This window comes from Arthrobacter sp. 10T425 (assembly GCF_056393985.1).
Map to the genome: position 1 here is coordinate 1 of NZ_JBFTGZ010000023.1, position 21,688 is coordinate 21,688.

General features: G+C 68.1%; 21 protein-coding genes. 9 read left to right on the top strand and 12 right to left on the bottom strand.

Going from position 1 to position 21,688, the window contains the following annotated elements; genetic code table 11:
• From AC1DDH_RS19560 to AC1DDH_RS19580, 5 genes are all read right to left on the bottom strand, one after another.
• Positions 1 to 380, bottom strand: a 380-nt coding sequence (locus AC1DDH_RS19560) for a lyase family protein (protein WP_476956110.1), incomplete at its 3' end; no start/stop codon positions are given.
• Between the two features lie 9 nt (positions 381 to 389).
• The gene (locus AC1DDH_RS19565) at positions 390 to 1,451 is read right to left on the bottom strand and encodes an asparaginase (protein WP_476851856.1); all 1,062 of its coding nucleotides are present in this window, start codon (positions 1,449 to 1,451) and stop codon (positions 390 to 392) included.
• 126 nt (positions 1,452 to 1,577) lie between these two features.
• Entirely contained in the window at positions 1,578 to 2,273 is a 696-nt protein-coding gene (locus AC1DDH_RS19570) for a FadR/GntR family transcriptional regulator (RefSeq protein WP_476956111.1), read from the bottom strand.
• Between the two features lie 140 nt (positions 2,274 to 2,413).
• Positions 2,414 to 3,157 (bottom strand): YcnI family copper-binding membrane protein, encoded by a 744-nt coding sequence (locus AC1DDH_RS19575; protein WP_476956112.1) that lies wholly within the window; start codon positions 3,155 to 3,157, stop codon positions 2,414 to 2,416.
• A 119-nt stretch (positions 3,158 to 3,276) separates the two neighbouring features.
• On the bottom strand, positions 3,277 to 3,897 hold the full coding sequence (locus AC1DDH_RS19580; protein ID WP_476947338.1) for a hypothetical protein: 621 nt from the start codon (positions 3,895 to 3,897) through the stop codon (positions 3,277 to 3,279).
• Between the two features lie 397 nt (positions 3,898 to 4,294).
• On the opposite strand from AC1DDH_RS19580, the gene AC1DDH_RS19585 reads away from it, so the two are divergent.
• The gene (locus AC1DDH_RS19585) at positions 4,295 to 4,591 is read left to right on the top strand and encodes a type II toxin-antitoxin system Y4mF family antitoxin (RefSeq protein WP_223914978.1); all 297 of its coding nucleotides are present in this window, start codon (positions 4,295 to 4,297) and stop codon (positions 4,589 to 4,591) included.
• Positions 4,588 to 5,886, top strand: coding sequence for a type II toxin-antitoxin system HipA family toxin (locus AC1DDH_RS19590; protein WP_476956113.1), 1,299 nt, complete (start codon positions 4,588 to 4,590; stop codon positions 5,884 to 5,886). The genes AC1DDH_RS19585 and AC1DDH_RS19590 overlap by 4 nt, the downstream gene beginning before the upstream one ends.
• 61 nt (positions 5,887 to 5,947) lie before the next feature.
• On the opposite strand, the gene AC1DDH_RS19595 is transcribed toward AC1DDH_RS19590, so the two are convergent.
• The 3 genes from AC1DDH_RS19595 to AC1DDH_RS19605 all read right to left on the bottom strand — a co-directional run bounded on the left by AC1DDH_RS19595 (position 5,948) and on the right by AC1DDH_RS19605 (position 8,965).
• Positions 5,948 to 6,565: a uracil-DNA glycosylase family protein gene (locus AC1DDH_RS19595; RefSeq protein ID WP_028276890.1), complete on the bottom strand. Its 618-nt coding sequence runs from the start codon at positions 6,563 to 6,565 to the stop codon at positions 5,948 to 5,950.
• Between the two features lie 162 nt (positions 6,566 to 6,727).
• A complete protein-coding gene (locus AC1DDH_RS19600; RefSeq protein ID WP_476956114.1) occupies positions 6,728 to 8,617 on the bottom strand; it encodes an HNH endonuclease in 1,890 nt (629 codons plus the stop codon).
• Between the two features lie 3 nt (positions 8,618 to 8,620).
• A complete protein-coding gene (locus AC1DDH_RS19605; RefSeq protein ID WP_230007308.1) occupies positions 8,621 to 8,965 on the bottom strand; it encodes a hypothetical protein in 345 nt (114 codons plus the stop codon).
• 230 nt (positions 8,966 to 9,195) lie between these two features.
• Between AC1DDH_RS19605 and AC1DDH_RS19610 the strand changes: the two genes are divergently transcribed.
• Positions 9,196 to 10,920 carry a serine hydrolase gene (locus AC1DDH_RS19610; RefSeq protein ID WP_476956115.1) on the top strand — a complete coding sequence of 575 codons (1,725 nt, stop codon included), beginning with the start codon at positions 9,196 to 9,198 and terminating at the stop codon, positions 10,918 to 10,920.
• A gap of 72 nt (positions 10,921 to 10,992) precedes the next feature.
• Complete coding sequence (locus AC1DDH_RS19615; RefSeq protein WP_476858087.1) at positions 10,993 to 11,502, top strand: hypothetical protein; 510 nt, start codon at positions 10,993 to 10,995, stop codon at positions 11,500 to 11,502.
• Here the strand turns inward: AC1DDH_RS19615 and AC1DDH_RS19620 are convergent.
• Positions 11,499 to 13,028 (bottom strand): amidohydrolase, encoded by a 1,530-nt coding sequence (locus AC1DDH_RS19620; protein ID WP_476956116.1) that lies wholly within the window; start codon positions 13,026 to 13,028, stop codon positions 11,499 to 11,501. The two genes, AC1DDH_RS19615 and AC1DDH_RS19620, sit on opposite strands and share 4 nt — an antisense overlap.
• Positions 13,029 to 13,274: 246 nt before the next feature.
• Here AC1DDH_RS19620 and AC1DDH_RS19625 point away from each other — a divergent pair, with 246 nt between their 5' ends.
• The 5 genes from AC1DDH_RS19625 (at position 13,275) to AC1DDH_RS19645 (ending at position 18,477) form a co-directional block, all read left to right on the top strand.
• A complete protein-coding gene (locus AC1DDH_RS19625) occupies positions 13,275 to 13,610 on the top strand; it encodes a hypothetical protein (protein WP_028276886.1) in 336 nt (111 codons plus the stop codon).
• On the top strand, positions 13,607 to 14,662 hold the full coding sequence (locus tag AC1DDH_RS19630; RefSeq protein WP_018776072.1) for a zinc-dependent alcohol dehydrogenase family protein: 1,056 nt from the start codon (positions 13,607 to 13,609) through the stop codon (positions 14,660 to 14,662). The genes AC1DDH_RS19625 and AC1DDH_RS19630 overlap by 4 nt, the downstream gene beginning before the upstream one ends.
• A 155-nt stretch (positions 14,663 to 14,817) precedes the next feature.
• Entirely contained in the window at positions 14,818 to 16,587 is a 1,770-nt protein-coding gene (locus AC1DDH_RS19635) for a DUF4389 domain-containing protein (protein ID WP_476956117.1), read from the top strand.
• A 91-nt stretch (positions 16,588 to 16,678) separates the two neighbouring features.
• Entirely contained in the window at positions 16,679 to 17,458 is a 780-nt protein-coding gene (locus tag AC1DDH_RS19640) for an SDR family NAD(P)-dependent oxidoreductase (protein ID WP_223915002.1), read from the top strand.
• Positions 17,459 to 17,595: 137 nt separating this feature from the next.
• Positions 17,596 to 18,477: a cytochrome c oxidase assembly protein gene (locus AC1DDH_RS19645; RefSeq protein WP_476956118.1), complete on the top strand. Its 882-nt coding sequence runs from the start codon at positions 17,596 to 17,598 to the stop codon at positions 18,475 to 18,477.
• Between the two features lie 24 nt (positions 18,478 to 18,501).
• Here the strand turns inward: AC1DDH_RS19645 and AC1DDH_RS19650 are convergent, their stop codons facing one another.
• From AC1DDH_RS19650 to AC1DDH_RS19660, 3 genes are all read right to left on the bottom strand, one after another.
• On the bottom strand, positions 18,502 to 19,623 hold the full coding sequence (locus AC1DDH_RS19650; RefSeq protein ID WP_230007269.1) for a sulfite oxidase: 1,122 nt from the start codon (positions 19,621 to 19,623) through the stop codon (positions 18,502 to 18,504).
• A gap of 178 nt (positions 19,624 to 19,801) precedes the next feature.
• The gene (locus AC1DDH_RS19655) at positions 19,802 to 20,656 is read right to left on the bottom strand and encodes an SDR family oxidoreductase (RefSeq protein ID WP_223915018.1); all 855 of its coding nucleotides are present in this window, start codon (positions 20,654 to 20,656) and stop codon (positions 19,802 to 19,804) included.
• A gap of 3 nt (positions 20,657 to 20,659) precedes the next feature.
• Entirely contained in the window at positions 20,660 to 21,664 is a 1,005-nt protein-coding gene (locus tag AC1DDH_RS19660; RefSeq protein WP_223915020.1) for an aldo/keto reductase family protein, read from the bottom strand.
• Between the last annotated feature and the right edge of the window lie 24 nt (positions 21,665 to 21,688).

Genomic DNA, 21,688 nt, shown 5'->3' on the forward strand with positions numbered 1-21,688 from the left:
CCGAGGATTTCCAGGGCCCGGTTGGCGATGACCTCGTTGGCGTTCATGTTCGAGGAGGTCCCGGCGCCGCCCTGGATGACGTCGACGACGAATTGTTCGCTGAGTTTGCCGTTCATGACCTCGGTGCAGGCTTGCCCGATGGCGGCGGCGCGCCCGGCGTCGAGCAGTCCGAGCTCGTGGTTGGTGCGGGCGGCGGCGAGTTTCACGGCGGCCAGGCCGCGGACCAGGTGCATGTTGGAGGACAGTGGCTGGCCGGTGATGGGGAAGTTCTCCACGGCCCGGAGGGTGTGGACGCCCCAGTAGGCGCCGGCGGGAACATCCCGGTCGCCCAGGAGGTCGTGTTCGGAGCGGAATTCTGCGCGTTCGTCGAGCGAGGTCATGGCGGTCCCTTACAGGTCTTTGGGGGCGGGGGAGATCTTGGGGTCAGCGAGGAAATCGGTGGCCTGCAGCAGCCCTACGGGCCGGCCGCCGCCCAGCACAGGTGTGGCGGCGAGGCGCGCCAAGGGGGAGGTGTCGACGTCGAGCGCGGCCAGGACCCGGACGGTGACGGGCATCCGGGCGCGGTCTCCGCCGTCGGAAACCTTCACGGCGAGGGCGCGGCCGTCCGGGAGGCCTACCAGCTGGACGCCCTCGAAGCCGTCCTTGGCGAGCAGGCCGGGGACCAGGCGCATCAGCGCGGTGACGTCCCGGTCCTCGCCCGCAACCATCTCGGGGTGGCGGCGCATGGCGCGGCCGACGGCGGCTTCCGCTTCGGCGGCTTCCGCTTCGCCGGATCCGGTCGCGGCAGCCGCGGCCAGGCGGCCAAAGGCGCGGGCCATGCCGCGCAGCGTGAGCGCGAAGAGCGGGGTGCCGCAGCCGTCAGTGGTGGTGCGCTGGGGGTCTTCACCGGTGAGGTCCGCCACGGTCTGGGCCACCAGCTGCTGCAGCGGGTGCGCCGGGTCCAGATAGCCCTGGACCGGCCAGCCGTTGATGACGCAGGTGGCCGCCATGGCGGCATGCTTTCCGGAACAGTTCTGCGTCAGTTGGGTGGCCCGGCCGCCGCCGCCGAGCCAGTCTTCGCGTTCGCGGGCGCCGTAGGGGAGATCGGTGCTGTTCTCGAGGTCCGCTGGCGTCAGGCCGTGCAGCTCCAGGATGCGCCGGGCGCCGTCACGGTGGCTGGCTGCGCCGGAATGGCTGGCGGCGGCGAGGGCGAGCAGTTCGTCCGGGAGGTCCAGCCCGGCGCGGACCATGGCGACGGCCTGCAGGGGCTTCAGGGCGGACCGCGGGTAGAACGGGGCGAGGGGCTCCCCGGCAGTGAGTAGGATCTGGCCGTCCGCTGCGGTGGCGATGACCGAGCCGTAGTGGACACTCTCGACCAGCCCGTCCCGGGTCTGGACCGCAAGCGGGACGTGCTGCGGCAGCCACTCCGGGGCGAGCGGGGTCGGGGTGTTGTCGAGGGCAGGGGAAGTCATTGCGTCCTTTGGCGGTGGCGGTTTATGCGGTTGTGGTGGCTGGTCACTGTGTTGGTGCTGGTTTTGCCGGTGCTGACCAGATTGCTTCCGGCATTGCTGACGGAACCAGGCACCAGGCGCCTGACGTCAGGCGTTGAGGATCGAGTCGAGGGCAATGCCGACGGCGTGCAGATGCTGGCTCATGGCGATGCGCGCCGTCGCCGCGTCGCCGGCTTCGATCGCGGCCAGGATGCGCCGGTGCTCCTCGTCGGACGCGTGCTGGCGGTCCGCCACCATGTTCAGGGTCTCGGACTGGTGGGCGAGGGCGTCCCGGATGTCCGCGACGACGTTCTCGAAGACCTTGTTGCGGCTGGCCCGCGCGATCAACGCGTGGAAGCTGGAGTCCAGGCTCACCCACACTTCGGGGTCGTCCTCGCCGCTCATCGCGGCGACGATGTCGCGCAGCGTTGCCAGCTCCTCGGCCGAACGGCGTTCTGCAGCCAGTCCGGCGGCGGGAACCTCGATATGGGGACGCGCCTCCGTGAGGTCGCGGGCCGAGTAGTGGCCCAGGACCAGGTCCTTTGCCACGCGGTTGGCGACGACGAACGTGCCCCGCCCGGTCTTGGTGACCGTCAGGCCCAGGGCGGTGCAGGAGCGCAGGGCTTCCCGGACCACGGAGCGGCTCACGCCGTACTGCTGGGCAAGAGTGGCCTCGGAGCTCAGCTTGGCGCCGACGCCGAGCCTGCCGGATTCGATCTCGGTGCGGAGGACGTTGAAAACGGCTTCGGCGGCACTGAGGCGAGCCAATGGCTGTCCTGCTGTCCGGCTGTCTGACAGGTTCACGCTTTAAAATATGGCAGGGATCACACCGGGGTGTCAAGTATGACGGCGGCCCCGGGGGTCCGGGGCCGCCGTCGCCGCTCGGGCCGGAGTTCCGGCGGCGGCCTACTTGCCTGGGTTTGTGTCCGGGCTGCTGGCCGGGACTACTGGACCTTGGACGGGCGGGTGCGGACCAGCGCGGTGACGCCCGCGGCCAGTCCGATCAGCCCTGCGGCCAGCCCGATCCAGCCGGCGGCGGATCCGCCGTCACTGGACATGCCCGCTGCCGCTGCCGGGGCCGCCGAGGGTGCGGTCGTCGTGGCTGCGGCGGGGACGGCTGCGCCGTGGGCGTCGGCGTCCTTGGCCGTGGTCACGAAGGAGGGTGCCGGGTGCCCGGGTTCGGCCTGGCCCTCGACCGTCTTCTCGTCCCACTTGACGACGGTTCCATCGGTGTAGGTCTGGGCCGTCGGCAGCGTCACCGTGGTTCCCGCGTCCGGCAGGACGCCGACGGACAGTGAGAAGGCCTGGTACTCGTCCGGTCCGATCTGGTGGGCCTCGTCCGCGGTCCAGACCACGGAACTTGGGGCCTTAGTGACCGTGGCGCCGGCGATCGTGATCGGCTTTGGCAGGTCGCTTGTGGTGATGACGGCCTTCCAGCCCTCGACAGGCTTCACCGACACCGAAGTAAACGGGGTGTCCGTGGGCAGCGTGACTTCGATTTTGCTGGTCTTGGCCGACTCGGACTCGCTGGGGACATTGAACGTCAGGTGGCTGTAGCCGCCCGCGGCCGGATCATCGGTGTCGACGTGGACGTGGGCGGAGGCGGCTGCTGCGCCGGCGGCGAGCAGGCCCGCGGTCATCGTGGCGGCAGCGGCGGTTTTGAGGGTACGGCGAAGGGAGGATTTCATGGCAAGGGTGCCTTTCACTAACGGATATCAGGTGGGGAGCCGTCCGGTGCGTTGTCCTTCCGGCGGTAGCAGTGGGGTGGCCGCCTGCTGTCCCCGTCCGTATGTGAAAGGGATTGATGTCAGGCGGCGGGCGACAGCTCCGGAGGTCCGCGCCTGGTCGGCAGGCGGAGGCCAGCCCGGGCTTTGGGGAGGACCAGGTTGACCGCGCGGGGGCGGGGGACGTGCACGGGCGCGGCGGCGGAGGGCTGGGGCAGCTGCACGAGCGGGCGCAGCCAGGAAGCAAGTCCGGACAGGGCACGCTCGCTGTGGGCGAGCAACAGTGCCGTCCCGAGCGTCGCCACCGCGTGTGCGGCGAACATGGCTCCGCCCATGTCGGCCGCCGAAACCGCCATGGAAGGGTCGGACATCGCCGGGGCAATGGCAGCCGCCGAATGGCCCGGATGGCCCGGATGACCCGCAGCCATCCGGGCCTGGAGGGCCGCGGGCGCCCCTGAGGACAAGGTGCCGAAGGACCAGTGCAGCCACAGCTGCCCTGCGCCAAGCAGGCCGGCCAGGGCCGGAAAGGACAGGCGGACGCGGGTCAGTACGGCCACGGGGACCATCGCCACGGCACACAACGCCGTCACGATCGCCGGCTCGGGCAGCCGTCCGCCGCCGGCCAGGTGGCCACCGGCTGCCAGCGCCACGATGATGGATCCGATCAGGCCGGTGCGGAACAGCCGGAAGGAAGCGCGCGTCATCGTGTGCAGTCCTTTCCGGATTCCGTGGGGTCTGGTTGTCGCTTAAGTCCCTTAAATCCTACGGGCCATTGCGAACCGTCACGCCCGCGCGCGGCTGAACCGCCCAATCTGTGGAGGCAGGGCTGCGCCAGCCGTGCAGTGATGGCGGGTGCCTTCGGTCGCCGGCAGTTGCCTCTGCCTGCCCAGTGCGCCGGTACGTACGTGCCGTTATAGCCCTGTGCAGGCATCTTGGCCCGTCCTATACTGGAAATGCCTGCAAAGCGGCACGTTCGTACCGCCATGGTTCGATCCCGCAGGGTTCGATCTCACAGGTTGGTACGCACACAGGTTCGATCCCGCAGGTTCGTACGCACGAACGCCGGACCCTCGGACGTATCTTGATCAACGGGAGGTGGCCATGGGGAACGCATTTCCGGGCGAACTCGCTGCCGAGGCCCGGGCCCGGCGCGGGTCGCTCCGTCTGAGCCAGCGTGAGCTGGCCGAACTGGCCGGAGTCTCAGAGCGCTTCGTCCGGTTCGTCGAACAGGGAAAACGCACGGTGCAGCTGGACTCCCTGCTGGCGCTCCTGGACACGCTGGGGCTGGAACTCCGGGTCCAGACCCGGACCAGCGCCGCAGCCCGTGCCCTCGCAGGCCCGGTGGCCGGCCTGCGGGCCGACGGTGAACTGCGGGACGGGCCGGAAGCCCGGCCATGAGGCACCGGATCGCGGATATCTACAAGGCCGGCGTGCTGGCGGCCCGGCTGGAGCGGCACGACGGCGGCACCAGGTTCAGCTACCTGCCGGCCTATCTGGCGTCCGGGGGCCCCGCCGTCGCGAGCTCCCTGCCGCTAACGCCGGAACCCGTACTGTCCGCGGCGGGGGCAGCCCCGCCGTATTTCACCGGGCTTCTGCCGGAGGGCCGGCGGCTGAATGCGTTGCGCCGTTCCATCAAGACCAGCGTGGATGATGAGCTGTCCTTGCTCATCGCGGCCGGTGCCAACCCGGTGGGTGACGTGCAAATCGTTGGCCATGGCGAGAAGCTGGACCCGGACGAGCACGCCGTCGAGCTTGACCCCGCAACGCCCGTGGATTTCGATGCCCTGCTGGGCGACTCCGGGCTGATCGACCCGGTGGCCCTGGCGGGGGTGCAGGACAAGCTGTCCGCTGGAATGATCTCCATGCCGGTGGCCAGCGCCGGCCGGCGCTACATCCTCAAACTCAACGCGCCCGAGTTCCCGCACGTCGTCGAAAACGAGTACGCGATGTTCCGGTACGCAGCGCGGCTGCGGATCCCTCTGAGCCGGGTCCAGCTGATCCGCGACGTCGCCGGGCGGCCCGGGTTGCTCGTGGAACGCTTCGACCGGGTGCCTTTAGCCAGTGGCACTGTAGCCGGTGGCACTGTATCCGGTGGGCCTGTCGCCGGCGCGTCGGGGCCCAAGGCGGCGGCCAGGTCGCCGCGGGCCGTGCAGCGGCTCGCCGTCGAGGACGGTGCGCAGGTGCTGGGCCTATACCCTGCGGACAAGTACAACGTGGGATACGGGCAGGTGTGCCATGCGCTTGCGGCGTATTGCGCGGCACCGCTGCCCGCGGTGCGGAATTTGGCCCTCCAGGCGGCATTTGCGTGGCTGACGGGCAACGGCGACCTGCACGCGAAGAACGTTTCCATGGTGCAGCAGCCGGCCGGAGAGTGGTCCATCGCGCCGGTATACGACATCCCGTCCACGGTCGTCTACGGGGACAAGACACTCGCCCTGACCCTGGACGGCAAGCGCACAGGGATTTCCCGGAAGCACTTCCTGGGCTGGGCCGCGGGGATGGGGCTGACTGAACGTGCCGCCGTCCAGGTGCTGGAACTGGCGCTGAGGGCCTCTGAACCGCTACTGGCGGATCTTCAGGCGGGCACGGCGTTCGGCTCCATGACCGACGACGGCGCCTCGCCGTTTTCAGCGATGGTCACCCGCGACTGGGTCAAGGAACTCAAACACCGGCGCAGGCTGCTGGCCGGGTGATGCCGCCGGCGCCGGCTCGGCTTGCGCCGGATGCCGTTGCCGGACGGCGTTGCGTGGAGCCTCAGAGGTGCTGGATGCCCGCCCGCTGCATGGCGTCTTTGTAGACCTCGACGTTCTTGGCGAGGAGCTCTTCCTGCTTGGCCGGAGATACCGCGAAGGCGCGGCCGCCAAGTGCGGTGGCCTTGTAGATCTTGACACCATGATTCTTCAGCGAGGAATGGTAGGTCTTCTCGAAAAGCGTCAGGAAGGAGTGGGCGTCCGCGCCGTGGGCAATAACGGCCGAGACGCGCTTGTTGATCTTGAGGAACTGGCGGAAGGGCCGGAGGCCGTCCGTCTTCTCCTGGACGTTCAGGGCCGAGGATGCCTCCGGATCGCGGATCCACGGGTAGGCGTTCCACGGCATCACATAGCGGGGGTCCAGCTCTGCGGCCTCGTAGATGGAGGTGGCGCGGCGGGCGGCTTCATCATCGTTGAAGTGCGAGACAAAGCCCGATTCGGTGCCCTTGCCCGGGCTGATATGCAGGCTGACGATCCGGCATTCGTCCTCGTCGTGGATGGGGTCGATGTACGGGACCACGGATCCAGGCTTCTTTTCCATGAGTTCGTCACACAGCTGCGTCACGGCGGCGATGTTCGGCTCCTGCAGCAGGGTCTTCTTTTCGTCCCAGTCAATCGTCACGATTTCTCCCTCAGCACTTGGCGTCCAGAATCAGGCGGCTTCCTCCACTCTACGCTTTCGCGGCAGGGGGTGTTTCGGCCGGGACCTATTCGGCCGGGGCTGCGCGGGGGTTTGCCCTGAGTCAACGCGCCCTCTGGTGACGGCCGTGAGGCGGGCGTAGGCTTAAAGCGCCTGCAGGTAACCATCTGATGACTCCGGGTTGTTCGGGACACGGAAGTGTCCGAGCCGTCTCTTAGCGAGATCGCGAAGGTACCTGCAGGCCTGACGTCCGCCGCCGCCCATGTGGTCGGGCGCTTTTCTTTGCCGCTGACATGCTGGATGCGATGAAGCGTGGCGGAGCCGAGGGCAAGAGCCGCGAATCGAGTGCTTCGAATAGCGGCCCGTCGCCCGGCAACTGTGCCCCGAGGCCGAGCCAATGTTAGTTCGGGCCTGCACGGCAGCCAGCGGACTGGTCCCTATGCCGCCGCCCCAACTTTGGGCTTTCCACGCCTGAGCGTTTTGGCTTGGTGCCGGAGCTGGCGCCGATGGCGGGAGCCCGGCTGGGACCTCGGCTGGTCTGTGGCCGTTAGGCGAAGCGGCGTGCCCGGCAGGGGTGGCGCCGTGGAGTAGTAGCTGTGGCCTGTCGGTGTCGTCAGCTGGAGCGTGTGGCGGGGGCCGGGGGCCGGGCGTGCTTTCCAGCCGGGGGGTTTCCTTGGTGTGGTTGCAGGCTTCGCAAAGTCCGGCGGCGTTGTCCGTGGTGGTCGGGCCGCCGGTGTGCCAGGGAATGATGTGGTCCAGGTGGCGGATGGGCGCGTCGCAGTAGGGGGTGCGGCAGGTGTCGTCGCGGGCCTTGATGAAGCGGCGGTGCCCGGGTGGGAAGAGCCGGGCGCGGGAGTCCATCCCCACGAGCTCCCCGCTCCCGGGGTGGGTGTAGAGCCGCCGGAGCCAGAGGTTGAACGCGGGGTCATCGCCGCTCCCTCCGGTGCCACCCGGTCCAGGGCGACCACTGTGCCCCGGACCGCCGGACTGGCCGTCACCGTTTCTGTCCGTGTTTCTGTCCGTGTTTGGGGCCGCGGCGCCGGGTGCAGGGGGACCACTGTATCCCGGGGGACGGCCGGGTCCGGGGGGACGGCCGCCTTCACCTCTGTGTGCACCCCTTGTGCCGTTGATGAGGGTGCGGGCCCAGCCGGCGGGGACGGTCCCGTAGCCGGGCAGGACGGCCGGTTCGGAGTCTCCCTGGAAGAGGGTGCGGTCGGTGATGACGAGCTGGATCTCGACCCCGGTGATCCCGCCCGGGGTGCCGGTGGTGCGTTCGACCAGGGCATCGGCCATCAGCTGCCCGCGGCCCCTCGGGTCCCCGGCGGCACGGAGGGTGTCGGCGTGCCCGCTCAACGCCTTGTAGACGGCGACGCCGGCGGTCACGGGCAGCAGCGCGGTCAGGCAGGTCATCGCATCGGGGGCCGGGCGGAGACTGACACGCCGCTCACTGGCGGCGTGGGCGGCGCGTTCGGTGACGGAGCGGGGGTCACGCCGGTACGCGGCGGTGCGGGCCGCGGCGACCAGGGACCGGTCACCGGCCCCGGCGAACGTCCCGGCGTCGGGCGCCAATTCCTCGTCGACGGCGGCCCGGTCGGCGGCGGTCAGGCAGGCGGTTTCGCGTACGAGCAGGGTGGCGCGCCATTCGTTCAGCTGCCCGGTTTCCAGGGCGGTGAGGGTGTGCGGCATCTCGGTGATCAGGGCTTTGGCCAGGCCCAGGAGCCGGCCACCCCTGGCGGGGGATTCGTGCCGGGCCAGGGCGATCTGCGCGCCGACACCGGCGCCAAGCCTCTCGGCCGGCACGCCGAGCCGGGCTTGTTCGCGGCGCTGGAGCAAGTCGAAGGCCACGGCGTGCCGGGCCTGCCGGGCTGCCATGGCGGACTTCAGGTCCTCCAGGTCCCGGATCTCGTCGATCAGTGCGGCAGCGCTGTCCGGGGCCGGGAGGAAGGCCAGGATCCGGGCCAGTTCAGCGACGGTCCCCGCAGTTGCCGGTGCCGGGTCTGCCGGAATCGTCTCGGGCCCCTGATTGCCGTCCATGAGTTAAGTGTCCCTGCGGGCTATGACATTTATGGCCCTCCGGAGCCGTTCCACCGCTTCGGAAGCCATCGGCGACCTTCCAGATCCCAACGTCACTCCCGAAACGCTGCCCAGGAAAACGTCGAGCTGAAGACGCGTCCGCAACGCGTCGAGCGCAGAGTGAAACTCGTCAAGCCGTCGGTATTGCTCGATCATCCCGGCGCAATCTTCGGCCTGACGCAGGTCCCGGAGTACGCGGGAGCAGAATGCGAGCAAATCCTGGACGCCGCCGTCACTGCTCCCGGCGCGGCCGAGCCCGTAGTCGCCGTCTCCCGCCGGAACCACTTCGGGCCCCTGATTGCCGTCCATGAATCCAGTCTCCTCCGGGGATCGGACATTAATAGGGCAACCAGAAGGAGGCCGCGAGGTTAGCGGGATTGGTGGGATTCGTTGGCGGTTGTGGAGGTGCGGCCCCGAGATCCCGGCGTCCGAGGACCCACACCCGAGCGCACCGCCCCTGTCTCAAAAACGGGCACGGGTCCATCATGGGAGAGGGCGTTAGCTCTGCGCCCCAGGCGGAACCGGGCGGAGGATTGTCCATGAACCAGAGGGAATCTATCGCGACGAGTATCAGCTCGCTGCCTTCGGACCGCCGCTCGTTACTTAAAGCCGTCGGCGTCGGCGCCGCGGGTATAGCGGGCATGCCGCTGCTGGCCGCCTGCACGGCCCAAAGTGCCCCCGCCGGTACCGGAAGCAGTGCCTCCGGCGGCTCCGGTGTGCCGTCGGCGTCTCTGCTTCCGGCGCCGGAACCGCAGGTCAAACCGCTCCTGGACCAACAGAAGGTCAACGCCGCCTTGGCAAAGCTGGACGGGATGGTCCAGGGCGTGATGGAGAGTACCGGTGTTCCCGGAGTCGCCGTGGCCGTGGTCTACCAAGACCAAATGGTGTACGCCAAGGGCTTCGGCGTGCGGGAATCGGGCCGGCCCGAGACAGTGGACGCGGATACCGTCTTTCAATTGGCCTCGGTGTCCAAACCCTTGGCCTCCACGGTGGCGGCCGTGGCCGTGGGCCGCAAGGCCATCTCCTGGACGGAACCGGTGATCAACCACACCCCCGGCTTCGCCCTGAAAGACCCCTACGTCACGCGGAACGCCACGGCGGCCGACCTGTTGTCACATCAAGGCGGCCTCAGTACGGGGGCGGGCGATCTGTTGGAAGACCTCGGATTCGACCAGTCCTATATTCTCAGCCACCTCAACCAGCAGCCGCTGGACTCCTTCCGGTCGAGCTACAACTACAGCAACTTCGGCTACACGGCTGGTGCGCAGGCTGTCGCCGATGCCATGAACAAACCCTGGGCAGACCTCGCCGAAGAAGTCTTGTTCAAGCCCCTGGGCATGTCATCCACGAGCTATCGCCACGCGGACTACCAAAAGGCAACGAACAAGGCACTGATCCACGTCCCAGCCGGTAACAAGACCTGGGTGGCCAAATACACCCGGGATGCCGACGCCGAAGCACCCGCCGGCGGGGCCAGTTCCTCCGTGCGCGACCTGGCCCGCTGGATCCGCCTGCAGCTCGCCAACGGCAGCTTTGAGGGAAGCGAGGTCATCGACCCGGACGCGCTTGGTGTCACGCATGTCCCGCACGCCGTGTCGGGCCCACCGGCGACGCCGGGCGCCCGCACCCGCTTCTACGGCTTGGGCTGGAACGTCTCCTACGACGACCACGCCCGGCTCATGCTCGGGCACTCGGGGGCCTTCAACCTTGGTGCCGCGACCGCCGTCTCACTGCTCCCCGGCGAGCAGCTGGGCGTTGTGGCCCTGACCAATGGCCGGCCGCAGGGCATCCCCGAAGCGATCTGCGCCGCATTCCTGGACACGGCCCAGAACGGCGCCCCGACAGTGGACTGGATCGGATTCACCTCGGGCGTCTTCCAGAAGATCGATGAGTCGGAGAAGCCAAAAGTTGACTATTCCAAGGCACCGGCCCAGGCCAAACCGGCGCAGGGCAACAATTTCTACATCGGCAGTTACGCGAACTCCTACTACGGCCCGCTCACCGTCGCGGTGGAGAACGGCGTGCTGACCCTTGAGCTGGGCCCGGCCGGCAGGACCACCAAGTTCCCGCTCACTCATTTTGACGGCGACACCTTCAGCTTTGAATCAATCGGCGAGAACGCCAACGGTCTTGCCGGGGCAATCTTCGCCCCCGGCGCGGCTGCAGCCCCTGGTGCGGACGCCGCAGCCCGAGGCGGCACGGCTCCGAGCGTCAGGCTTGATTTCTACGATCAGACCGGGCTGGGCACCTTCACCCGCAGCTGAGCCCGGACTTCAGTGAGTGAGCTTCTTCCGTAAGCTTCAAAGAAACGCCACGAGCCCCGATCCAAGGAACCCATGCCCATCAACACACAGTCGCTGAAACAGGACGGCTTCACCGGTTTCCGGCCGCTCCAGGACCTTGACATCAACCGGATCCCGCAGAAGCCCGGGATCTTCGCGGTACTGCGGCCCGAGGGCTTCCGGCCCCAGTTCCTGGCCAGGAGCACCGCCGGCATCTTCAAGAAGAAGAACCCCACCCTCAAGGCGGACGCTCTCGACGCCGAATGGGTGGACGGCGCCGATGTCCTCTTCGTGGGCAAAGCCGGCCCCGGAAGCAAGGGCAACCGCGGACTGCGCCGGCAAATCCAGGAATTCGTCGACTTCGGCGAAGGCAAGCCGCCGGGCCACTGGGACGGGCGGCTCATCTGGCAGCTCGCCGTGCCCGGGGCCCTGATCATCGCGTGGAAAGAGTTGCCCGTTGAGCAACTCAACGCGGCCGAAGCCCGGTACCATGCCGCATTCATCGAAGAATACGGCCGCCTGCCGTACGCCAACTTAGTCCAGGCGCGCGTCAAAGGTGCTTAGCCGCCGTACGTGAACCGTCCCGCCACTAACGTGGCGGCCACCGGTATGGCCGCAAACTCCGCATCCGACACGGTCAGCGGGTCGGCGTCGAGCACTGCAATATCGGCGGGGTCCCCGACCCGGAGACGGCCGCGACCGCGGGTCGAGGCCGTGAGGGCCTCCTGCCGCGTGAGGGCCTGCTCGGCATGCCACGGCCCGCGGCCATCCAGCCGGGCCCGCGCCGTGGCAGCGGACATGGCAATCCACGGATCCAGTGGGGCCACCGGAGCGTCCGAGCCCAGGGCGAGAGTCGCCCCGGCGGCCAGCAATGAACGGAGCGGGAAGGACCGGTCCGTTCGCCCCGGCCAGTTCGCCTCGGCGGCGTCCCGGTCATCGAGGGCATGCGCAGGCTGGACGCTCGCGGTCACGCCCAACCGGCCGAAGCGGGCGAAATCCTCGCTCCGGACAAACTGGGCATGCTCCACCCGTCCGGCGAGGCCCGCCGCCTCAAACGCATCCAAGGCGACTTGGTTGGCCGCGTCGCCGATTGCGTGGACCGCCGGCACAAAACCCGCCTGCCGGGCCCGGACCAACAGGGCGAGCAGCTCCGCCTCGCTCACGGTCAGCAGCCCGTGGCCGCCGTTCGGATACGGGTCCACGCAATACGCTGTGCGGGTATTGAGCGAGCCGTCGATCAGCACTTTCAGGGGGCCCACGCTGAGCAGCCCGCCACTGCCGGCCACCGCCAAACCTGTCCGCAGCCCCTCTGCCACGGCCCGGTCCAGGTCCTGCGGATAGACGCCCGCTTCAACCCGCAGGGCAGCGAAGCCGCCGGAGATCCTCCGCAGCCAGGCGTCGCGGTTCCACGTCATCTCGAAGTCCACAATCCCGACCACGCCCCGCGCGGCCGCAGCCTGCCCTGCCTGCCGCACCCACGGATCCACCACCGCGTCCGGCAGCTGGCCAAGCTCCCGGGTCAGGGCGAACGCCGGTTCTTCCCGGAGCAGGCCGCCCGCATCCACCGGCATTCCGTACTGTTGGGCCGCTGCGGAGTTGAGCCAGACACAGTGGAGGTCGTGGCTGATCAGCGCCGTAGGCCGGCCGCGCGTCACGCCGTCCAGGAGGTCCAGACTGGGCAGGTCATGCCAGATGGCATCGCGGAAACCGACGCCCACCAGCGTCTGGACGGGACCCGGAGCTCCGGCGCCGCTTCCGGACCCGGTGCTAGTGTCCCCGGCGATATGGGCCCCGACGACGGCGGCCGCCTCGCGCGCCGAGCCGGCACTGGAGAGGTCAAGCCGGTTGGAGGCCAGCGCCCACTGCGTCATATGAACGTGCTCATCCCACAGCCCAGGAATGACGTAGCGGCCCTCCAGATCCACCACCCGGGTTGCAGCGGGGAGCGCACCCGGGCCCGGGCGCGACGGGATGATCGCCTGCACGGCCCCGGCGCGAAGATGAACGTCGAAGCATATTTCCTCCCCGGGGTGCCGCACGGAGGCCAGCACGAGATCCGGGGGTCGGCACGGATCGAGCGGATCAGACATAGGAACAGGCTAGGCGGGCGACGCCGCAGGACCCAACAGGCGCACACGGGACTTTCGCCCCTTACCTCTGCCACGAGCGCCCCCCAAGCTGAATGTGTGGGGAGGTTGCTGCACGGCCAGTTGGGGGACGTGTCGAGCGAAGAACCACTTCACGTAAATACGGCACGGGTCTCACCGCGAATTGGGGAAGGAAATGGCGTTTGCACTTTCCGGCTTCAGCAGGAAAAGGCAGGAGACCACGGCCACATGAGTATCCATCACCATTCGGGGGACCCTAAACTCAAGGTGCTCATCCGCCTGAACGCCGACGCCGAAACAGCCCGGATCGACGTGCATGGTGTGGTGACCGTGGCCAACGTGCGGGCACTGTATGTCGTTTGCCGCCGAGTCACAAGCAAGCTTCCCGGGTTCGAACTCGTGCTCGACCTCGCCCATGCCCGGGTGTCGGCCGCCGCGATCGAGGAACTCCGTGAGCGTGCCCGCGCCTCGTTGCTGTATTCGGGAATCGATGGCACGGAGACTCCGTGCCGTCTGCGCCTCGTGGACCCGCTGGTCATCCTCAAAACCAAGGAGCACGTATGAAAGCCCTCGTCTATGGCGGTCCCGGGGAGAAATCGTGGACCGAGGTCCCCGATCCCACAATCCAGAATCCCAGCGATGTGATCGTCAAAGTGGACACCACCACCATCTGTGGGACCGATCTGCACATCCTCAAAGGCGACGTCCCCGCGGTGGCCAAGGGCCGCATCCTGGGCCACGAAGGGGTCGGCACCATCACGGAGATCGGCGCCTCCGTGACCAGCCTCAAGGTCGGGGACCGCGTCATCATTTCGTGCATCAAGTCCTGCGGGCACTGCGCCAACTGCAAGACAGGCCTGTACTCCCATTGCCTGGGGGAGGAAGGAACCTCCGGCATCGGCTGGGTTTTCGGACATCTGATCGACGGCACGCAGGCCGAGTTCGTCCGCGTCCCCTATGCAGAGAACTCCCTGCACCTCCTGCCTGAGGGAGTCAGCGACCAGCAGGCCGTCATGCTCTCCGACATCCTCCCCACCGGCTTTGAGATCGGCGTGCAGTACGGCCGGGTCAAGCCCGGCGACACGGTCGCCGTCATCGGCGCGGGCCCCGTGGGACTTGCCGCGATCTCCACCGCCGGCCTCTACGGCGCCGCCACGATCATCGCCGTCGACCTCGACGCGAACCGGCTCGAGAAATCCCGCGAATTCGGAGCCACCGACGTGGTCCTCTCATCCGATGCCGACTGGAAGGAGCAGCTCATGCTCCTGACCGACGGGCAGGGTGTGGACGTGGCGATCGAGGCCGTGGGCGTCCCGGCGACCTTCACGATGTGCACCGACATCGTGCGTCCCGGCGGCACCGTGGCCAACGTGGGTGTGCACGGCAAGGCCGTGGAACTGCACGTCGAAGACCTCTGGATCCGGAACATCAACATCAGCATGGGCCTGGTGAACACCAACACCACCCCCATGCTGCTCAAGCTCGTGGCACAGCAAAAGATCCCCGCGGACAGTTTCGCCACCCACCACTTCACCTTTGACGAGTTCATGGAGGCGTACGACACTTTCGCCCGCGCCGCGGAGACGAAGGCCCTCAAAGTCGTGATCACGGCATGAACGCGCTCGTTGTCCTCCACGCCGGCAGTGCCGGCGCGATCGACGAAGCCAAGCCGTTCGTGATCCCGCTCGGGCGGTAGCGGCCCGGGCCGCCAGCTTCCGTTTGCCACGTCCGGCCGGGCGTGGCAAACGGACCATCTGAAAGGACGGCGGCCATGAAGGCAGGCCGGATTGTCATGCTGGTGATCGGCTCGCTGTGCGCGCTGGTCGGTTTGGGACTGTTGGCGGGCGCCGGCTTTGCGGGCTGGGTCAACTACCAACAACGTGACGGCAGGTACTTCATCACGCCGTCAGCGCCTTTCTCAGGCAATTCCTACGCGCTGACGACCCCCCGGCTGGACCTCATGACCGGCGGCGGCGTGGACGACGGCGTTCCGGTGGACATTGCGGGCAGCGTGCTGCTCCGCGGTTCCTCCACCGACCCCGGCAAGGAAATCTTCATCGGAATTGCCCCGCGGGCCGACGTCGCGACGTACCTGGCCGGTGTCCGGCGCACCGAAATCGTCGACGTCAGGTTCAACCCCTTCCGCGCGCGGTACCGCGAAGTGGCCGGCTCCCAGGTCCCGTCCAATCCGGCGCAGCAGACCTTCTGGGCCGCGACTGCCACAGGCCCGGGGGAACAGGAACTGACCTGGGACCTCCGCTCCGGATCCTGGGCAGTGGTGGTCATGAATGCCGACGGGACGTCTCCGGTGAGCGTGAATCTGCAGGCAGGGGCACGCACAGATCTGCTCCTGCCGGTGTTCATCGGCCTGCTGATCGGCGGACTTGTGATGCTGCTGATCGGCGTGCCGCTGATAGTGCTGGGCGCCGTTGGACTCGGCCGCGGCGGCCTGGGCCAAGGCGGGACGGGCAGCGGTGTCCCTCCCGGGCACTTGCCGGCCCAGCCCGGCCAGCCGTATCCCGCGGGTCCCTACCCGCCCAGGGCCACCCCCGGCCAGCAGAACAGTGCGGCCCCGCCGGGTGCCGTGGCAGCCTACGCTGCCACGCCGGGGACTCCGTATCCGGTGGCACCGGGTGCTACGACCCCATATGTGTACCCCGCCCGCCTCCACGGCTACCTCGACCCGAACCTGTCACGGTGGATGTGGCTCGTGAAGTGGTTCCTGGCCATCCCGCACTTCATCGTCCTGTTTATCCTCTGGTTCGCCTTCGGAGTGGTCACGATCGTGGCGTGGTTCGCGATCCTGTTCACGGCGCGCTACCCGCGCTCGCTGTTCAATTTCAGTGTCGGTGTGATCCGCTGGAACTGGCGTGTGGCCTTCTACGCCTTCAGCGCTATCGGCACGGATGTCTATCCCCCCTTCACCCTGGCCCGCACCGATTACCCGGCGGACTTCGACGTCGACTATCCCGAACGGCTGTCCCGCGGCCTGGTGCTGGTGAAATCGTGGCTGCTGGCCATTCCACATCTGCTGCTTATCAGCCTGCTGACGGGGACCGCGAGGACGTGGGAGTACCGGGACGGCGAGTGGGTACAGCAAGGTGTGGGCATCTCCCTCCTGGGGCTGCTGGTCCTCATCGCCGGCGTGATCCTGTTGTTCACGGGCCAATACCGGCGGGGGCTCTTCGACCTCCTGCTTGGCCTGAACCGCTGGATCTACCGCGTTATCGCCTACGTTGCCCTCATGCGGGACGAATATCCGCCGTTCCACCTTGATATGGGTCCGGTCGATCCGGGCGAGCTGCCGGTGCCTGCATACGCCGGGCCTGCGCCCGGAACCGGAGGACCCGCCGCCGGACCCGTCGGGCCTGTCGGGCCCGTCGGGCCTGGACCCGCCCCCGGACCCGCGGTCGGACCCGTCGGGCCTGGACCCGCCCCCGGACCCGCGGTCGGACCCGGACCCTCCGCCGGACCAGGACCCGGGCCCGCGCCCGGACCCGGAGGACCAGCCACCGGACCCGGAGGGCTGCCCAGAAGCTAATGCCGCGCTGCGCCCGGTCCTCTTGCCACCCGCCCTCCGCAAGAACATAGTTGAGGGAATTCACGTACTCCGCGGCACTAGGCAGGCGACCATGGTGAACATCGGGATTCCGGAAAACGGCGTGCTTCACGGCAAGACCGCCCTGATCTATGGCGGCGGCGGGGCGGTCGGCGGGGCGGTGGCAAGGGCTTTCGCGGCTGACGGCGCCACGGTGCACATTGCCGGAAGGACGGAATCGCGGCTGGAAAAAGTAGCCAATGACATTCGCGAGGCAGGCGGCACAGCCGAAACCGCCGTCGTCGACGCCCTGGACGAAGAGCAGGTGGATGCCTTCGTAAGCCGGGTGGCGAAGAAGAGCAAGAGGATCGACATCTCCTTCAACGTGATCTCATTCGGCGACATCCAGCAGCCACTCATGGAGATCGATGTGGATGACTTCACCCAGCCCATCACCCTGGCCGCGAGGACGCACTTCCTGACCACCCGCGCGGCCGCCGCCTACATGGTCAAGCAACGCTCCGGCGTCGTGCTCATGTTCGGCGGCTCGGGCCCGCAGACGATCCCCGGCCTGGGCGGTTTCAAGGTGGCGCTCGACGCGATGGAAGGACTGCGCCGGCAATGGGCCCTGGAACTGGGAAAACACGGCATCAGGGTGGTCACCATGGTCACCGGCGGCATTATCGAAACCATCCCGTGGCAGGCCGAGGGCCGCGAAGAGATCGTAGTGGAGATTGCCAGGGCCGCACATTTGAACCGGACGGCCACGCTGACGGACGTCGGTAACGTGGCCTCCTTCATCGTCTCGGACAAGGCGGCGGCCATCACGGACGCGACCGTCAACATCTCCGCCGGCGCGATCGTGGACTACTGACGCCTTCGATCCGTCGTCCGCCTCGGCGGACAAGGTCAAGGTGCTCACCGGCTACGAGGGATGCTGAGGCCTGCCCCGGGCCGCCCGGCCAGGCACGGGCCCGGCGTCTTCCAAGAAATGGTATCTATCATGAGCCCGTGCCGCCCCTTGATGTAGTCCTCACCGCCTGGCAGATCGACTGGGCCGCCGCCGCCCTGATCGGCGGCTCGGCGCTGCTGTACGCGCTGGGCCTGAGGGCCGCGGCGGCGCGCGGGCACCGCCATCCCGGGTGGCGGACGCTGGCGTTCTATGTTCTGGGCCTTGGGTCCCTGACAGTGCTGACGTGCGGGTTCCCTGGCGTCTACAGCGCGCAGCTCCGGTGGGCCTTCACGCTCAAGATTTCCCTGTTGCTCTTCGTGGTGCCGCTGCTGATCGGCCTGGGAAAACCCATTTCCCTCGCCCGTGCGGCCCTGCCGCCGCGCGGCGTCGGCCGGCTGAACAGGGCGCTCGCGCACAGTGCGGTGCGGTTTGCGGGCAACTCCATGGCCGCCCCGCTCCTGGGCCTTGCCCTCTTCTCCACCTTCCTGACTCCGGCGTTCTACACCCTCCGCACAGCCGCCTGGGCCGAGGCGCTCCTGACGGTGGGGGTCCCGCTGCTTGGCATGATGATGGCCCTGCCGATCATCGAGGACGCGGACTTCCGCCGCTCCAGCGCGTTCTTCATCATGGAGTTCGTGTTTGTTTTCATCGAGCTGCTGGTCGATGCCGTGCCCGGGATCCTGCTGCGCCTCAACGGCCAGGTGCTGGATCACGTCGCAACGACGCCGTCTGCGATGGGCTGGTTCCCCAACGCCCTGCGTGACCAGCAGCTGGCGGGGGACGTCCTGTGGTTCATCTGCGAAATTGTCGACTTGCCCCTGATCATCCTGATGTTCATCCGCTTCTCCCGCAGCGACAAACGCGAGGCCCGCGGCTTTGACGAGCTCACGGATTCCCAGCTCGATGAACTGAATGCGGAGCACCTGCGGCGCGGCCGCTAAGTCCCCGCGCCCCGGGTGGGGGCGCTATGCCACGCTGACCTTGATCCGCTGCACCACGTTGTTGCCCATGCCCTGGTAGTTCCATTCCGGTTCCAGCGGCTGGACCGCGCCGCTGGCATCCGTGGCACGGCAGGAGAGCTCGTGTTCGCCCGGATCGGCCACCCACGGCATCGACCACGCACACCACGCAAACGGCGCTGCCGGGTGCTCCAGATGGGCCGCTGCCCACTTTCCGTCGATTCCGACGTCGACGCGCTGCACGGCGCCTTGCCCGGACCAGGCCCGGCCGGTGAGCATCACCGGTCCCGGGGGCAGGATCCGGCTCCGGGTGAAGAAATCCGGGACCCCCGGGGGCATCATGAGCGAGCGGACCTTGATCCAGGTGACGGGGGTTCCGGGATCCTCGGCGTCATGCTGGTAGCGGTACGCCACTGCCTGCTGGAAACCGTCATAGGGCTTGGTCAGAACCTTGATCGAGGTCAGCCACTTCACGCTCGCCATGCCGTACCAGCCGGGCACCACAAGCCGGAGCGGATAGCCGTGCTGAGGCGGCAGGTCTGCGCCGTTCATCCGGTAGGCGAGCACGACGTCGGGGCGCAAGGCCTCCTCGATCGGCAGGCTGCGCGCGTACTGCTGGGCGACGCCGCCCTGGCTGCCGGCGTCGGCCCCGGTGAAGAGCACCTCCACGGCGTCGTCCTCCACTCCGGCCCGCGTCAGCAGGTAGGCGAGCGGGACACCGGTCCACACGGCGGTCCCCACGCCCTCGAGTACCCACGGCTGGCTCAGTGGGCGGGGCCGCAGGAGGGACCGGCCGTTGCCGGCGCACTCCAGGGTGACCGGGAGGGTGATGCTCGGTGCCCGGAGCAAGGCCCGCAGGCTCAGTTCGAAGGACCGCTGCACGGCGCCGCCGATCCACAGATGCCAGTGATCGGCGTCGATGAACGGGATGTCGAAGTGCGTGAGCACGTAGTGCAGTCCGGGCGGTGTGGTGTCGCTCCGCAGGGCCTCGAGCGGCATGGAATGGTTCCGCACGGCGAGCTGGAGTTCCTCCGCCGTCAGCGGGCCGTGGCTCGGTTCGCCGGGATGCGCCCGGGGTTGTCCGGCCTGCCGGCGCGGACTCTTCAGGACAGAAGAGTGTCTGGACATTTGCTTTGGCATGGCATGCCGCGATTCTTTCCGGACCGGCCCGGTCCCGCTCCTGTGAAGGACCCGCCGGTTTTAGTAGGTATCACTTGGTCTCAGGTCTACGCCGCAGCCCGGAAACCGTCAACACCGGGACGCGCCGGTCCCGTCCCTTCCGGTCCAGTCTCTTCCGGTCAAGGGGCTACAGCGTGTGCGCCTCGGCCAGGAACTGCGCCAGGCTCAGCGGTTCCCGGCCCGTCAGCTCATGCACTGCCGACGTCGGACCGGCGAGTTCGCCGGCGGCGATGGCCGTGTAGGTGCTCACCCAGGCGTCCACCTGCCATGGCGGGGCGCCGTACGAGGCACGGGACCCGTAGGCCTCCGCCAGGGTCTCGTTGTGGAAGGTGATGGCCCGGCCGGTTCCGGCGGTCAGGAGTTCGGCGGCGCGGGCCAGCGAGATGTCTTCCGGGCCGGTCAGGTCATAGGTCCGTCCCACATGCAGGGACGGGTCCCGCAGTACGGTGACGGCCGAGCGGGCAATGTCTGACCGCGCCACGGCAGCCATGACGCCGTCTCCGGCGGGGCCGCGGATCACGCCGTCCTCGCCGGCCAGCAGCGGCAGGAAGTCCAGGTAGAAGTTGTCCCGCAGGAACGTGTAGTCCATGCCGGAGGCCTTGATGCGCTCCTCCGTCGCGAAGTGGTCCCGGCCCAGCGTGAACGTGGAGTCCGGCGCCGCGCCGAAGAACGAGGTGTACACGATGTGCTGGACGCCCGCTGCGGCCGCGGCATCGACGAAGGCGTAGTGCTGCTGCAGCCGGTCCTCGGCCTCGGCTGCGGAGACCATGAACAACGTTTTCGCCCCGGAAAGCGCCGTCTTCGCCTGCTCCGGCTCGGCGTAGGTGGTGACGAAGGGGACGGCGCCTTCGAGCTCAGGTGCCCGGGCGGCGTCCCGCACCAGGAGCCGTTGCTCGCTGCCGGCCTGGGCCAGCAGCCTGGCCACCAGGGCGCCCAGCTGGCCGGTGGACCCGGTGACGGCAAGCTCAGGAGCGTTGGTCATGGCCTAGGCCTCGCGGGAGGCGGGCGACTTGGTCTGCGCGGGGTCGCGTTCGGCCAGTGAGCCGATGACGGCGTCGATCTTGTCCATGATCACCGCGTCCAGCTTCACGCCGGCTGCCGCGACGTTTTTCTCGATCTGCTCCGGCCGGGACGCGCCCATGATCGCGGAGGCCACGTTCTTGTTCTGCAGCACCCAGGCGATGCTGAGCTGCGCCATGGTCAGCCCGGCCTCCTCCGCGATCGGCTTGAGCTGCTGGACGCCGGTGAGGACCTCGTTGGACATCCAACGCTCGATCATCCGCGAACCGCCCTTGGAGTCCGTGGCGCGGCTGCCCTCAGGGGCAGGCTTGCCGGGGTGGTACTTGCCGCTCAGCACGCCCTGGGCAATCGGGGACCAGACAATCTGGGACAGGCCCAATTCTTCCGACGCCGGAATCACCTCGGCCTCGATCACCCGCCACAGCATGGAGTACTGAGGCTGGTTGGAGATCAGCTGGAAGCCCAGTTCCTTGGCGAGGGCATGGCCGTCGCGGATCTGGTTGGCCGTCCACTCGCTGACCCCGATATACAGGGCCTTGCCCTGCCGCACGATGTCCGCGAAGGCCTGCATGGTCTCTTCCAGCGGCGTCTCGTAGTCGTAGCGGTGTGCCTGGTAGAGGTCCACATAGTCGGTCTGCAGCCGGGTGAGGGAGCCGTTGATGGATTCCATGATGTGCTTGCGGGACAGGCCGAGATCGTTGTGGCCCTTGGGCCCGGTGGGGCCGAAGACCTTCGTGAAAATTTCCAGCGACTCGCGGCGCTCGTCCTTCAAGGCTGCTCCGAGGACCGTCTCCGCCGCTGTGTTGGCGTACACGTCGGCCGTGTCGAAAGTGCTGATACCGGCGTCGAGCGCGGCCCGGACGCACTGGGTGGCGACATCGTTCTCCACTTGGGAGCCATGGGTCAGCCAGTTGCCAAACGTGATTTCTGAAATCTTGAAGCCGCTGTTCCCGAGGTATCTGAATTCCATGGGTTCCAACGTAGCGGACTTGCC